The organism is Amycolatopsis sp. NPDC024027 (assembly GCF_040638975.1).
Classification (GTDB): domain Bacteria; phylum Actinomycetota; class Actinomycetes; order Mycobacteriales; family Pseudonocardiaceae; genus Amycolatopsis.
In genome coordinates, this window is sequence record NZ_JBEZYY010000016.1 from 164310 (window position 1) to 178292 (window position 13983).

Below are 13983 nucleotides of genomic sequence, written 5' to 3' on the forward strand. Positions count from 1 at the left end.
AGCCGAGGTGTCCCGATGAAAGCCTGGGAAGACCTCGTCGGCACCGCCCTCCTCGGCACCCGGCGGCGCACCCTGGACCCCGCCGCCCAGCCGGCCGCCGTCCAAGAGCTCGTCGTCGGCCGCGCCGACCCGGCCGAACAGCTGCTCGCCGCCGCGGCCGTGCTCAGCACCTACCGGCGGGCCGGGCGGCGGCCGCTGCACGACGTCCGGCCGCTTCCCGTGGCCGCCGGCGACGAACGGCCCTTCGTGCCGCCGCTCGCCCGGGAGCGGCTCGGCCGGCTGCTCGCCGCCAGTCACCCCGACCTCCTGCTCGAGTGGCTCGGCATCGTCGCCGGCACCGATTACCGCGTCCCCCCGGAAACCCTGCCGCTGCTCGCCGAGGCCGCGCGCACCAAGGCGGCCCTGCGCGGGCCGCTGGTCGCCGTCGCCGGGCCCCTCGGCGCCTGGCTCGGGCAGCGGAACCCCGACTGGGCCTTCCTGGCCGCTCCTGCCGAAGAATCCGGCGACGTCTGGCAGTACGGCAGCCTCGCCCAGCGCCGCCGGTGGCTCGGCGCCAAGCTCGCCCAGGAGCCCGACGCCGCCCGCGAAGCCCTCACCACGTCGTGGAAGACCGAACCCGCCGACGTCCGTGCCGACTTCCTCGGCGTTCTGGCCGGGCACGTCCGCGCCGGCGACGAAGCTTTCCTCGAAGCCGCGCTCACCGATCGGGCCGCCGCCGTCCGCGAACAGGCCGCCGAGCTGCTCGGCCGGCTGCCGGGCACGCGCTACGGCCGGAGCATGGCCGAACGGCTGCGACCACTGGTCCACCGCCGGAACCGGGTGCTCACCGTCGCCCTGCCCCACGGCGAACGCGGCGACGGCACCGTCCGGCTGCGCACCCTCGTCGCGGCCGCGCCGCTCTCCTTCTGGACCGAGTTCGGGCCGCCGGCCGAGGTCGTGCGGATGGCCGTCGAAGGCTGCCCGGCCGCCGTGCTGCGGGAGTCCTGGGCCACCGCCGCCCTGCGCCAGCGCGACGAAACCTGGGCGCGGGCCCTCATCGGCGCCGACCCCGGCGGCCGCACCACGCCGCCGCTGCTCGGGGTGCTGAGCCCAGCCGGCCAGGCCGCCACCGTCGGGCACCTGGTGAGCCGGCTGCCCGTCGAGTCGTTCGCGCGGCTGGTGCACGAACTGCCCCGGCCGTGGACGAAGGAACTCGGCACCGCGCTGCTCGACTGGATCGCCCGCCAGGCCGACCACCGCCTCGTCTCGCACGCCGCCGTCGTGATCGCGCGCGCGGTGCCGCCGCAGTGCCTGCGCCACCCGCTGGCCACCACCCGGCTGACCATGGACGCCGGGCCGTGGCGCCGGGCGCTCACCGAAACGCTGAACTTCCGCCGCGAAATGTACGAGGAGCTCGCATGACCGCCCCCGCCACCGTCCTCCGGCCGCACGCCGAGCAGGACCACGCCGCCGAGCTGGCCGCGCTGGCCGCCGCCGACGAACGGGCGAAGCCGCCGAACTGGAACCTCTCGCCCTGGGCCGTCGTCGAGTACCTGCTCGGCGGCACCCTGCCCGACGGCACCGTGATCACGCCGAAGTACGTCGGCCCGCGGCGGCTGATCGAGGTGGCCGTCGCCACGCTCGCCACCGACCGCGCGCTGCTGCTGCTCGGCGTACCCGGCACGGCGAAGACGTGGGTTTCGGAGCACCTCTCCGCGGCCATCAGCGGCGATTCGACGCTGCTGGTGCAGGGCACCGCGGGCACGTCCGAGGAGTCGATCCGCTACGGTTGGAACTACGCCCGGCTGATCGCCGAGGGCCCGAGCGCGGCCGCGCTGGTCGAAAGCCCGCTGGTGCACGCGATGCGGGACGGCAAGCTCGCCCGCCTCGAGGAGCTGACGCGCATCCCGGCCGACGTCCAGGACTCGCTGATCACCATCCTGTCCGAGAAGACGCTGCCGATCCCGGAACTGGGCACCGAGGTGCAGGCCCGGCCGGGCTTCAACCTGATCGCGACGGCGAACAACCGCGACAAGGGCGTCAACGAGCTGTCCAGCGCGCTGCGGCGGCGGTTCAACACGGTCGTGCTGCCGCTGCCGGACAGCGCCGAGGCGGAGGTCGAGATCGTCAGCCGGCGGGTCGCCGAGCTCGGCACGTCGCTGCAGCTGCCGGTGGAAGCCGCCGAGCTGGCCGAGATCCGCCGCGTGGTCACGGTGTTCCGCGAGCTGCGCTCGGGCCGCACCGAAGACGGCCGCACGGCGGTGAAGTCGCCGTCCGGCACGCTGTCGACCGCGGAGGCGATCAGCGTGCTCACCGGCGGGCTCGCCCTGGCCACCCACTTCGGCGACGGCGTGCTGCGCCCGCACGACATCGCGGCGGGCATCCACGGCGCGGTGGTCAAGGACCCGGTGGCCGACCGCGCGATCTGGATCGAATACCTGGAGACCGTGGTCCGCGAGCGCGACGGCTGGGCCGACTTCTACCGGGCGGGCCAGGAGCTTTCGTGACGGCGACCCACCTGCTCGGCATCCGCCACCACGGCCCGGGATCCGCCCGGGCTGTGGCGGCGCGGCTCGCCGAGCTCGAACCCGACGTCGTCCTCATCGAGGGGCCACCCGAAGCCGACGCCCTGGTCGAGCTCACCGAAGACCCGGCCATGCGGCCGCCGGTCGCGCTCTTGGCCTACGCGACCGACGACGTCTCGCGCGCCGCGTTCTGGCCGTTCGCCGTCTTCAGCCCCGAATGGCAGGCGCTCGCCTACGCCCGCGAAGCCGGCATCCCGGTGCGGTTCTGCGACCTGCCGGCCGCGCACACGTTCGCCGCGGCGCCGGACGAGCACGCGGGCCCGCCGGTCGATCCCCTGGCCCTGCTGGCCTCGGCCGGTGGGTACGACGACCCGGAACGCTGGTGGGACGACGTCGTCGAGTCGCGGCGGGACACCGAAAGCCCGTTCGAAGTGATCGCCGAGGCGATGAGCGCGGTGCGGGAGGACGAAGAACCCGCGCAGGGCAACGAAGCCCGGCGCGAGGCGTACATGCGCTCGGTGCTGCGCCGCACCCGCAAGGACGGCTTCGAGAACATCGCCGTCGTCTGCGGCGCGTGGCACGTGCCCGCGCTGGCGGACCCGCTGCCACCGGCGTCGCACGACCAGGCTGTCCTCAAAGGACTCCCGAAGCGGAAGGTCGCGTGCACCTGGGTGCCGTGGACGCACGGGCGCCTCGCCACGGCCAGCGGCTACGGCGCCGGTGTGCGGTCGCCGGGCTGGTACCACCACCTCTTCACCACCCCCGAAGACGTCACCACGCGCTGGCTGACCGGCGTCGCCGGGGTGCTGCGGGAGGAGGATCTGCCGGTCTCGACCGCGCACGTCATCGAGGCGGTCCGCCTGGCCGAGACGCTCGCGACGCTGCGGGGGCGGTCGTCGGCCGGGCTCGCGGAGGTCACCGAAGCCACCCGGTCCGTGCTGTGCGGCGGGGACGAGGTGCAGGTCGAGCTGGTCACGCGGCGGCTGGTGGTCGGCGAACGGCTCGGCGAGGTGCCCGAGCGCGTCCCGCAACCGCCGCTGGCCGCGGACCTGACCGCGACCGCGAAACGCCTGCGGCTCAAGAAGGACCCGGTCGTCAAGGAGCTCGACCTCGACCTGCGCACGCCGGGCGGGCTCGACCGCTCGAAGCTGCTGCACCGGCTGCGGATCCTCGGCATCGAGTGGGGCAGCCGGGAGGCGTCGGCGCGGCGGAACAAGGGCACCTTCCGCGAAACCTGGGCGCTGGCCTGGGAACCGTCGTTCGAGGTCGACCTGGTCGCGGCCGCGGTGCACGGCACCACCGTGCCGTCGGCGGCCACCGCCGCGGTCCGGGGCACCGTCGAAGGCACGCCACCGCTGGACGAAGTCACCACGGCCGTCGAGAACTGCCTGCTCGCCGACCTGCCGGAGGCGCTGCCCGAAGCGCTCGCGGCGCTCGACGCGCGGGCGGCGGCGGACGCGGACGTCGCCCGGCTGATGTCGGCCCTGCCCGCGCTGGCCAGGGCGACCCGGTACGGCAACGTCCGCGGCACGGACACCGGCGCGCTGCGGGCGGTCGCCGACCGGATGCTCGACCGGATCTGCGCCGGCCTGCCCCCGGCCGCCCACGGCATCGACAACGACGCCGCGGCCCGGCTGGCCAAGCTCGTCGACGGCGTGCACGACGCGACCTCGCTGCTGGGCGACGAGGCGAAGGAACGTTGGCTGGCGGCGCTGGCCCGGCTGGCGGAACGGCCGTCGCTGCCCCCGCTGCTGGCCGGGCGGCTCACCCGGATCCTGCACGACGCCGGGCTGTTCGACGCGCTCGACGTCGAACTGCGGCTGGGCCGGGCCCTCACGCCGGGGGTCGTGCCGTCGGCGGGCGCCGCGTACGTCGAAGGCTTCTTCGACGGCGGCGCGCTGCTGCTGGTGCACGACGAAGGCCTGCTGCGGGTGATCGACGCGTGGCTGGCCGGGATCCACGCCGACGTCTTCACCGAGGTGCTTCCGTTGCTGCGCCGCACGTTCGGGGCGTTCAGCGGTCCGGAAAAGCGGGCGATCGGGCAACGGGCGGCCGGGCTCACCGGCGCCGCGCGGACCGTGGCGGTGGCCGACGAACTGGACGAGGACCGGGCCGAGCGGGTGCTGCCCGTCCTGGCGACGCTGCTGGGGGTGGGGGCGTGACCGACGTGACCGTGGATGCCGACCGGGTGCGGCGCTGGCGGCTGGTACTGGGCGGCGACGGCGCCGGTCCCGGGCTGACCGACGCCCAGCTGTCCGAAGAGGACAGTGGGGTGGACGCGGTGCTGGCCGCCCTCTACGACAAGCCCGACGAGGAAGCGGCGGGCGGGCCGCGCAGCGCGAGCCTGGGTGCCTCGGCGCCGCGGGTCGCGCGCTGGCTCGGCGACATCCGGCGCTACTTCCCGAGCACCGTCGTGCAGGTCATGCAGCGCGACGCGGTCGACCGGCTGGGGCTCACCCGGATGCTGCTGGAGAAGGAGCTGCTGTCGGCGGTCGAGCCGGACGTCCACCTGGTCGGCACGCTGCTGTCGCTGAACGGCGTGCTGCCGGAGGAGACCAAGGAGACCGCGCGCGAGGTGGTCCGCAAGGTCGTCACCGAGCTGGAGCAACGGCTCGCCGAACGCACCCGCGCGGCGATCCGGGGCGCACTGGACAAGGCGTCGCGCACGCACCGGCCCCGCCCCGGCGACGTCGACTGGGCCCGCACGATCCACGCGAACCTCAAGCACTACTCCCCCGAACTGCGCACGATCGTCCCGGAGAAGCTGATCGGCTTCGGCCGGCGGCAGCAGGCGGTGCAGCGGGACGTGATCCTGGCCGTCGACCAGTCGGGCTCGATGGCGGAGTCGGTGGTGTACTCGGGGCTGTTCGGCGCGGTCCTGGCGTCGATGCGGGCGTTGAAGACGTCGTTCGTGGCGTTCGACACGGAGGTCGCGGACCTCACCGAGCACCTCGCCGACCCGGTCGACGTCCTGTTCGGCACGCAGCTGGGCGGCGGCACGGACATCAACCGGGCGATCGCGTACTGCCAGGGCCTGGTCGAGCGCCCGGAGCGGACGCTGCTGGTGCTGATCAGCGACCTCTACGAAGGCGGCGACGAGGACGAACTGCTGCACCGGATCGCCGAGCTGGCCGGCGCGGGTGTCCAGGTGGTGACGCTGCTGGCGCTGTCGGACTCGGGCGCACCGTCGTACGACCACGAGAACGCGGCGGCCCTCGCCGAGCTGGGCATCCCGGCCTTCGCGTGCACCCCGGACCAGTTCCCGGACCTGATGGCCGCAGCCATCCGCGGCGACGACCTCCAAAGCTGGGCAGCCCGCGAGAGCAGCTGAGTTGCGGAATCAAACCGACCCCGTGGTGGTTGACGACGGTGTGGGACAGCTCCCGCAGGAAGGACGGCTCGCCATGAAGGTCCGCAGCTCGATCCGCTCACTCGCCCGCCAGCCGGGTGCCCAGGTCATCCGCCGGGGGTCCAAGGTGCTGGTGATCAACAAGGACAACCCGCGCTCGAAGGCCCGCCAAGGCTGACGCAGGCGTGACCGGCCGGGCATCTCGCGTGACCGGCCGGGCATCAACCGTGATTGGAGGGGCATCAGGCCGATGCCCCTCCAATCACGCGAGATGCCCCTCCAATCACGCGAGATGCCTCCCCAATCACGCGAGATGCCCCTCCAATCACGCGAGATGCCCCCTCAATCACGCGAGATGCCCCCTCAATCACGCGAGATGACTCCCCAATCACGGGAGACGCCCCTTGGCGCACCCTGTCAGGCCGGGCCCGCGAGGCCGATGAGGTTGCCTTCCGGATCGGTGAAGTGGGCGACCACCAGATCCCGCCCCGGGGCGCGGTCCGGGCCCATCCGGCGGGTGCCACCGAGGCGTTCGGCCTCCGCGAGCGCCGCCGCGACGTCCGGGACGCCCACATAGAACACCACGTGACCGTCGAAACCCGCGCCGCCGCCGACGCCGCCCGGGATGGTCTCCGTCTCCACGAACCCGTAGGCACCCGATTCCGACACCTGGTCCGACACCGGGCCGGACGTGTCGAACTCCCAGCCGAACAGCTCGCCGTAGTACCCGCGCAGCCCCGCCGGGTCGGTACCGATGATCTCGAAGTGCACGACCGGCCGTCCCATGACCGTTCCTTCCCGTCGACATCCGGACCCGGCCGACCGTACGCCCATCCAGTTGTTAAAAACAACCATCGAGTTGTATATTAAGCACATGCCGACGAGCCGCAGCTACGGGGACGCCTGCACGATCGCCCGCGCCCTGGACGTCGTCGGTGAACGCTGGGCCCTGCTCGTGGTGCGCGAGCTGCTGCTCGGGCCGCAGCGGTTTTCCGACGTCCGCCGCGCGCTCCCCGGTGCCAGCTCGAACCTCGTCACCGACCGGCTCCGCGAGCTCGAGGGCCGCGGCGTCGTGACGCGCCGGCAGCTGCCGCCCCCGGCCGCCTCGACGGTCTACGAGCTCACCGGCTGGGGCCGCGAACTGGAGCCGGTCGTACTGGCGCTGGGAGCGTGGGGCGCGCGAGTCCCGCTCCCGCAGCCCGCGTCACTCGGCGTCACGTCCGTGCTGCTGTTCCTCCGCGGGTCCGCCCGCCCGCGCAGCACCGCTTGTTACCGCGTCGAACTGGACGCTCGCGTGTGGACGGTCCGCACCGAACCGGGCCGCATGACGATCGAGCCGGGCGAGCCCGGCGCCCCGGACGCGACGATCCGGACCGATCCCTCGACGCTGAACGCCCTGCTCGACCGGCCTCACCACCTCGAGAAGGCCATTGCCGACAACAAAGTGACGATCGAGGGCGACCGGAACGCGGTCCGCAGGCTCCTACGAGAACACGAAAGCTGAGAACTTCAGCCCGCGCGGGCGAACCGCAGCACGCCGTCGTCCACATGGGCGAACCGCATGTCCGCCAGGTCCAGCAGGTAGTTCTGGCGCATCGTCCAGGGCCGCCGCCCGCCTTGCTTCGGCAGGCCGGGGGCGGCCCGCTTGATGTACCCCGACTGCAGGTCCACGATCGGGCGGGGCCGGCCCGCGCCCGACGCCGAGGCCGCGTCCGCGTCCGGCACGCAGAACGCGAACCCGTGGCGGTCCAGGTGGGCCGGCAGCCGGCACACGTACTGCGACGCCAGGTCCGCCCGCAGCGTCCACGAGCTGTTCGTGTACCCCACGCACCACGCCAGGTTCGGCACCCCGCCGAACATCGTGCCCTTGTACGCCCGCTGCTCCCCCGGCTCGACGGCCCGCCCGTCGACCGAAAGCGCGATCCCGCCGAACGCCACCAGCCGCAGGCCCGTCGCCGTCACGATGACGTCGGCCGCCAGCGTGCGACCCGATTCCAGCGACACACCGGACGCCGTGAACCGCGCGATCCGATCCGTCACGATGCCCGCTCGGCCCGACCGCAGCGCCCGGAAGAGGTCCGCGTCCGGGACCAGGCACAGCCGCTGGTCCCACGGGTCGTACGACGGCGACGTCCGGCCCGGCAGCCGCCGCATCAGCTGGAAGTACAGCGTGCCCATGACCACGTTCTTGCCGCGGATCACCCGGTGGGCCGGCTTCTCCGGCAGCAGCGCCCGGAGCCGGTCGGCCAGCGCGTCCCGGCCCGGGCGCGCCACGATGTACGACGGTGACCGCTGCAGCATCGTCACGTGCGAAGCGCGCGACGCGAGCGCCGGGACCAGCGTCACCGCCGTCGCCCCACTGCCGATCACCACGACCCGCTTGTCCTGGTAGTCCAAAGAATCCGGCCAGTGCTGCGGGTGCACGATCTCCCCGGCGAACTCCGCGCGGCCCGGTGCCCGAAGCGAATGTGGGCGGTCACGCCGAACACCTCGGCCGTCGAGCGGATGTAACTCAGGATCGACGGCCCGTCCGCGATCGCCTTCGGGTCCTTCCACGGCCGGAACGGGTAGCCGAGGGTGAACATGTCCGAACCGGACCGGATGCCCGGGTACCGGAACAGGTCCCAGGTGCCGCCGATGGTTTCGCGCGCTTCGAGCACCGCATACGTCTTGCCCGGGAGGCGTTCCTGCAGGCGGCAGGCCGCGCCGATCCCCGACAGGCCGGCGCCCACGATCAGGACGTCCACGTGCTCGGTCATGCCCGGCAGCGTAACCGAGGTGGGGACCCCGCCGGACCGGGTCGGGGCACCGGCCCGGCGGGGACGTCTGCCTACACCAGGGCAACCTGCGTCGCGCCGAACGTGCCCTTCAGCGGCACCTCCACGGACCGGCCGCGCACCGTCACCGTGACGCTGTCCTGCAGCTGCGTCGGATCCGACACCGCGAGCTGGGTCCGGGCCCCGCACCGCCCGATCGCCACCGAGGCCGGCCCCGACACGCCGATGTCGCCGGCCGAGCCGGCCGCGAAGAAGTTCGCCAGCACCGTGCCGCCGGCCACGCGGATCGCCTGCACCACCGGGGTGTTCGCGAGCACCCGCCACGCCCAGGACGCCGTCAGCGTGTCGATCACCGAAGCGCCCGGGAGCACCGCGTACGCGTACTTCGCGTCCGTCGGCTTCACGCCGTGTTCCAAGACCAGCTTCTGGTACCGGCGCGTGTTCGGTGTCGTGGTGCCCTTGGTGTTGGCGCCCGTGTCGATGTCGCGCCACGCGCCCGTCCGGTCTTCGCGCACCGCCGTCACCGAGGCGTCGTCGAGGAGCAGATACCCGCCGACGTTCTCCAGGTGCGCCCAGCGCGGCCGCCGCAGCGCGGAGGCTTTCCCGAGGTCGGTGGCCACGCGCCGGCCGTCGGCCAGCAACGTCCCGCGGCCGCCCTCGCCGAGGTTGCGGTTCTCGATCGTCGTGCGCACCGCGTAGGTAGACGTGCTGGTGATCCCGGCGCCGAGGCAGAGGATGCCGTCCGGGGTGAAGAACCACGACTTCTTCGCGACCAGCGAGCCGTCCCAGTTCTTGAAGCCGAACGCGTACGCGCCGTGCCGCGCGTCCCAGCGGACGCCGCCGGTGTGGGCGTCCGGCCCGACCGGCACCCCGCCGAACTTGGGGTCGACCGGGCCGTCGTGCTCGGTCGTGCCCGGCAGCAGCAGCGGGTCCACCGTCGGCCAGTAGGCGTCGGTGTAATGACCTTTGGCGTTCGGCAGGAAGGTGTAGAGCACGCCGTCGCCGACGTGGTAGCCCTTCATGTTCTGGCCGTTGATCGCTTCGTAGCGGGAGATCCGCGTCGAGCTGACGCCCAGGGACGCCGACCAGTCGTCGGCGACGTGGACCATCCGGTCCTGCTGGCCGAAGATCCGGTGCGTCGCCACGACCCGCGCCGGGCGCGCCCCCGACGCGAGCATGTCCTGCGCGAACTCGATCCCCGGCGTCGCCACCAGGTCCGGGCCGGGCGCGAACCGCTCCGGGTCCGGGATCTTCAGGAACGGCGCGTACTCGCCTTCCTTGATCCACTTCGCGGCCAGCGCGTTGAGGTCGGTCTTCGTCTTGCCCGCCGCCGTCCGGGCCAGCACCAGCGTCGCGACGGTGAGCTGGTGGCCGATGTCGTGGCCGGTCTCCCCCTGGCGCGACAGCATCCGCCCGCGCACCGGCTCCATCAGCGCGCCCGCGTAGACGAAGGGCGCGAAGCTGTCGGCGACGAGCGCGTAGATCTTGTCCTTGAGCGGCTGCGGGAGCGCGTACGCGGTGCCCTGCGTGACGTGGATGGCGCCGGCGAGCGCGGTCAGCAGCACGATGCCGTAGTGCCCGGGGTACGGGATGGTGTCGTGCTGGATGAACGAGCCGTCGACGTGGAAGCCGTCGCCCGCCGCGCGGTCCAGCTTCGCGACGACGCTCGCCGCACCCCCGCCCGCGACGTCGGTGAGCGCGTCGATGCCGGTCTTGATCCACGCGGTGTCGCCGAGCAGCGCGCCCGAGACGATCGAGATGAGGGCCTTGTCCGCGCGGTTGGCGCCGGTTTCGACCACGGACGCGTTGTTGGCGCGCAGGTTCGGGTTGCCGACGAACCGCTTGACCGGCGCCAGGTAGCGGGCCAGCTGCTCCGCGGTGAGCTGGTCGGCGACCACCGACAGCGTGTGCAGCAGGTAGTACGGGATGCCGATTTCGTAGGTGTACCAGTTGCCGATTTCGCCGACGTTTTCGTTGTACTGGCTGGCGTGGATCAGTTCCAGCGCGGCCTTGATGCGGTCGAGCACGACGGGGTCGCCGGACAGCGCCCCGCCCGGGGTGCCCCAGTCGACGGCGATCGCGCGCAGCCGCGCGTACATCGAGGTGGTGTAGTCGCTGCCCGGGCCGAGCGGCAGGTCCGTCCACAGTGGAGCACCACCACCGGCGACGGACAGGCTCGCGTTGTAGGCCTTGGCCACGCGGCCCAGGTTGGCCAGCGCCGCGGCCCGTTCCGGCGACGGACGGTTGATGCCGGTCTGCAACTGCCGGTACGCGGCGACGATCGGTGCGGTCGCGGCGGGCACCGGGCTGGCCGCTTTCGCTGCCGGTGCACCGGCAGCGGCGAAGGCCGGACGGGTGAGGAGCACGGTGGAAGCGGCCGCCAGGGCACCGCCGCGCAGGGCATTTCTCCGGTTCACGGGCATGACAACGCCTCCCAGGATCAAGACATCCTTGGCTTGCGGGGGAACGGGGATTCAGTTGTGCGGCGGCGGATTTTGTTCTGTGAGGGCCACCTTCAGGGCAGTGGACGCCTTGAAGGTGGCCTTTCACGGCGCTCGGCGCCGAAACTGTCGGTGCCGAGCGATAGGCTGGAATCGGGGGGCGCCCCCGCGATCGAGGGCGCCGGATCAACGGAAACTGTCGGTGCCGAACGATAGAGTGGAAACGGGGGGCGCCCCCGCGGGTCGGCGATCCCGGTGGTGCCAGTGGGATCAGTGGTGCCAGTGGTACCAGTGGGTCAGTGGTACCAGTGGGTCAGCGGGAGCCGTCGGTGCGGCGGGGCAGCTGCCAGGGGTTGGCCTCCTGCAGGGGTTCGGGAAGCAGGGCGTCCGGGAAGCCCTGCCAGGCGATCGGGCGCAGGAACCGCTCGATCGCCGCGGTGCCGACGGATGTCGTCGTCGGGGCCGTCGTGGCCGGGTACGGGCCGCCGTGCTGCTGGGCCCAGCTCACCGTCACTCCCGTGGGCCAGTCGTTCCACAGCAGCCGGCCGGCGATGCGGGCCAGCGACGGCAGCACCGGCCGGAGCCAGTCCACATCGGACTCCTCGCCGTGGATCGTGGCAGTGAGCCCCGGTTCGACCACGTCGAGCAGGCGCAGCAGCTCGGCCTGGTCGGCGTAGGTGACGATCAGCGACGCCGGTCCGAAGCACTCCTCGTGCACGGTGTCGCCGCCCTCGAGGAACTGCTTGGCCGTCGTGGCCAGCAGCGTCGGTGTGAACGCGGGCGAAGAAGAATCCGACGAAGACACGACCTCGACACCCGGGACCTCCCGCAGCGCAGACAGCTGCGACGAGAACCCGGAAGCGATCCGGTCGTTGAGCATCGGCTGCGCCGGGGCGCCGTCCAGGGCCGCGCGCAACGTGTCGGTCAGGCCGTGGTCCTCCGGCAGGAACAGCAGGCCCGGCTTGGTGCAGAACTGGCCGGCGCCGAGGGTGAACGACCCGGCGTAGCCCTTCGCCACCGCTTCCCCGCGCGCGGCGATCGCGGCCTCGGTGACCACCACCGGGTTGACGCTGCCCAGCTCGCCGTAGAACGGGATCGGCCGCGGTCGCGCGTTCGCGATGTCGAACAGCGCGCGCCCGCCGGGGATCGAGCCGGTGAACGACGCCGCCGCGATCCGCGGGTCCTTCAGCGCGGTGACGCCTTCCTCCTGGCCGAAGATCACGTTGAACAGAGCGGCCGGGGCGCCTGCCTTGATCAGCGCCTCCCGCACCACCGAACCGGTCTGTGCGGACAGCTCCGGGTGCCCGGGGTGGGCCTTGAGGACCACCGGGCAGCCCGCGGCCAGCGCGGAGGCGGTGTCCCCGCCGGCGACGCTGAACGCGAACGGGAAGTTGCTGGCCGCGAACACCAGCACCGGCCCGATCGCGGTCTTGACGCGGCGGATGTCCGGGCGGGGGCCCATCGGCCAGTCCGGGTCGGCGTGGTCGACGGTGGCGCCGAGGTACTCGCCGTCGGTGAGGACCTCGGCGAACAGGCGCAGCTGGAACGTCGTGCGCTTCAGCTCGCCGGCCAGCCGCGGGGTCTCCGGCAGGTGCGTCTCGGCGTGCGCCAGCGGGACCAGTTCGCCCGCGGCGGCGTCGAGGGCGTCGGCGACGGCGGTCAGCCAGCCGGCGCGTTCGGCCGGGGTCGCCTCGGCGGCGGGACGGGCGGCGTCGGCGGCTCCCGCCAGGATCTTCTCGAGCGTGGCGGCGTCGGTGGCCTGGCTCATGGGTGGAACAGCTCCTCAGTTCTCATGGGCGGCGGCGGTGGCCGTGCCCAGGTCGCCCCAGCGACCCGGACCGGCCAGTCCGAGGTGGTACAGGTGCAGCTCGGCGGCTCCCGCCTTGGCGAGCTCGCCGACGTACGCGGCGATGTCCGGCACCGGCGCGGCCGCGACCGCCGTGATGTAGCTGGCGATCGCGACCCGTTCGGGCAGGGCCTCCCGGGCCGCCGCGACGGCCTCGGCACCCGTCGCGGGGGCCCACCCGAACAATACGACCGCGTCGACGTCGTCGGGCGCCGACGGCGTCAGCCCGGGCAGCGCGCCGGTGACCCACGGGTCGAGCGCGCCGTGCAGCACGATCCGGATGCCCTCCGGCAGCGTCGCCAAAACCGCGGCCCGGAGTTCGTCGGTCGCCCGCTGTCGCCCCCTCAGCAGCAGCTGGGTCAGCTCCGGCGGCAGCCGGTCTCCGGTGATCTGCAGGTCCCCGGTGGCGATCAGCCGCCGGACCTCCTCGACGAGCTGGGCCCGGACGGCGTCCGCGTCGACGTCCCAGGACGCGGCGCAGGCGTCGCAGCAGCAGATCGACAGCAGCCGGGCCACCGCGGGCGCCCACACACCGTCGGTCTTTTCGTGCTGGTGCTGGTGCACCGCGCCGAGCGGGCCGCAGGCCTCGAGGATCACCGAAGCCAGCTCCAGCCCCGCGACGGCCTCCGCGGTCACCTTGGCCGCGTATTCGCGCACGGCAGGCTGCGCAGGGCACAGCGCCCACGGGTAAGCCTCGCCGAAGCAGTTGCGGACCACGACGTCCGGGTGCTCGTAGCCGAGCTGGGAATTGTGGGTCAGCACGATCCAGGCGGCGGCCGGGATCCCGGCCTCGTTGAGCAGCCGGACGGCATCACCGCCGGAGTCCCCGGAGGAGACCCAGTCCGGAGTGGACGGACGCAGCGTGCCCCACTCCCCGGAAACCGGGCGGTAGAACGCCGCGTGCCGCGCCACGACGGCCGTCCGGGACGGCGACCACGGCGTTGCCGCGCGGGCGCTGTGGTACGACAGCGCCACGGCCACCTCGTCGACGCCGAGCGCCTGAACCCGCGAAACGAAATCGGATTCCAGGACGTCCCAGGGGTAGGCGTATCCCGTCACCTTCACC

10 protein-coding genes and 1 pseudogene are annotated in these 13983 nt (G+C 73.0%); 6 read left to right on the forward strand and 5 right to left on the reverse strand.

Annotated features, from left to right (window positions below):
* Nucleotides 1-15: 15 nt before the first annotated feature.
* The 5 genes from AB0F52_RS33455 to AB0F52_RS33475 all read left to right on the forward strand — a co-directional run bounded on the left by AB0F52_RS33455 (nucleotide 16) and on the right by AB0F52_RS33475 (nucleotide 6031).
* Complete coding sequence (locus AB0F52_RS33455; RefSeq protein WP_360179726.1) at nucleotides 16-1401, forward strand: DUF5691 domain-containing protein; 1386 nt, start codon at nucleotides 16-18, stop codon at nucleotides 1399-1401.
* Complete coding sequence (locus AB0F52_RS33460) at nucleotides 1398-2486, forward strand: AAA family ATPase (RefSeq protein WP_360179728.1); 1089 nt, start codon at nucleotides 1398-1400, stop codon at nucleotides 2484-2486. Before AB0F52_RS33455 ends, AB0F52_RS33460 begins: the two co-directional genes overlap by 4 nt.
* The gene (locus AB0F52_RS33465; RefSeq protein WP_360179730.1) at nucleotides 2483-4666 is read left to right on the forward strand and encodes a DUF5682 family protein; all 2184 of its coding nucleotides are present in this window, start codon (nucleotides 2483-2485) and stop codon (nucleotides 4664-4666) included. Before AB0F52_RS33460 ends, AB0F52_RS33465 begins: the two co-directional genes overlap by 4 nt.
* Before the next feature lie 5 nt (nucleotides 4667-4671).
* Nucleotides 4672-5835, forward strand: coding sequence for a VWA domain-containing protein (locus AB0F52_RS33470; protein WP_360179871.1), 1164 nt, complete (start codon nucleotides 4672-4674; stop codon nucleotides 5833-5835).
* A 73-nt stretch (nucleotides 5836-5908) separates the two neighbouring features.
* Nucleotides 5909-6031: a ribosomal protein bL36 gene (locus AB0F52_RS33475; protein ID WP_103340431.1), complete on the forward strand. Its 123-nt coding sequence runs from the start codon at nucleotides 5909-5911 to the stop codon at nucleotides 6029-6031.
* Nucleotides 6032-6270: 239 nt separating this feature from the next.
* On the opposite strand, the gene AB0F52_RS33480 is transcribed toward AB0F52_RS33475, so the two are convergent.
* Complete coding sequence (locus tag AB0F52_RS33480; RefSeq protein WP_360179732.1) at nucleotides 6271-6639, reverse strand: VOC family protein; 369 nt, start codon at nucleotides 6637-6639, stop codon at nucleotides 6271-6273.
* A gap of 88 nt (nucleotides 6640-6727) precedes the next feature.
* Between AB0F52_RS33480 and AB0F52_RS33485 the strand changes: the two genes are divergently transcribed.
* Complete coding sequence (locus AB0F52_RS33485; protein ID WP_360179734.1) at nucleotides 6728-7357, forward strand: winged helix-turn-helix transcriptional regulator; 630 nt, start codon at nucleotides 6728-6730, stop codon at nucleotides 7355-7357.
* 5 nt (nucleotides 7358-7362) lie between these two features.
* On the opposite strand, the pseudogene AB0F52_RS33490 reads toward AB0F52_RS33485, so the two are convergent.
* The 4 genes and pseudogenes from AB0F52_RS33490 to AB0F52_RS33505 all read right to left on the reverse strand — a co-directional run bounded on the left by AB0F52_RS33490 (nucleotide 7363) and on the right by AB0F52_RS33505 (nucleotide 13982).
* A pseudogene (locus AB0F52_RS33490) lies at nucleotides 7363-8612 on the reverse strand (NAD(P)/FAD-dependent oxidoreductase).
* Nucleotides 8613-8683: 71 nt separating this feature from the next.
* Nucleotides 8684-11053, reverse strand: a complete 2370-nt coding sequence (locus AB0F52_RS33495; RefSeq protein WP_360179736.1) for a polysaccharide lyase 8 family protein — start codon at nucleotides 11051-11053, stop codon at nucleotides 8684-8686.
* 331 nt (nucleotides 11054-11384) lie between these two features.
* The gene (locus tag AB0F52_RS33500) at nucleotides 11385-12839 is read right to left on the reverse strand and encodes an aldehyde dehydrogenase (NADP(+)) (protein WP_360179738.1); all 1455 of its coding nucleotides are present in this window, start codon (nucleotides 12837-12839) and stop codon (nucleotides 11385-11387) included.
* A gap of 15 nt (nucleotides 12840-12854) precedes the next feature.
* Nucleotides 12855-13982 (reverse strand): hypothetical protein, encoded by a 1128-nt coding sequence (locus tag AB0F52_RS33505; RefSeq protein ID WP_360179740.1) that lies wholly within the window; start codon nucleotides 13980-13982, stop codon nucleotides 12855-12857.
* Between the last annotated feature and the right edge of the window lies 1 nt (nucleotide 13983).

Bases quoted from the DNA above. Each gene is read 5' to 3' on its own strand.
- AB0F52_RS33480 (WP_360179732.1), bottom strand. From the start codon at position 6,639: ATGGGACGGCCGGTCGTGCACTTCGAGATCATCGGTACCGACCCGGCG.
- AB0F52_RS33460 (WP_360179728.1), top strand. From the start codon at position 1,398: ATGACCGCCCCCGCCACCGTCCTCCGGCCGCACGCCGAGCAGGACCAC.
- AB0F52_RS33475 (WP_103340431.1), top strand. From the start codon at position 5,909: ATGAAGGTCCGCAGCTCGATCCGCTCACTCGCCCGCCAGCCGGGTGCC.
- AB0F52_RS33485 (WP_360179734.1), top strand. From the start codon at position 6,728: ATGCCGACGAGCCGCAGCTACGGGGACGCCTGCACGATCGCCCGCGCC.
- AB0F52_RS33495 (WP_360179736.1), bottom strand. From the start codon at position 11,053: ATGCCCGTGAACCGGAGAAATGCCCTGCGCGGCGGTGCCCTGGCGGCC.
- AB0F52_RS33455 (WP_360179726.1), top strand. From the start codon at position 16: ATGAAAGCCTGGGAAGACCTCGTCGGCACCGCCCTCCTCGGCACCCGG.
- AB0F52_RS33500 (WP_360179738.1), bottom strand. From the start codon at position 12,839: ATGAGCCAGGCCACCGACGCCGCCACGCTCGAGAAGATCCTGGCGGGA.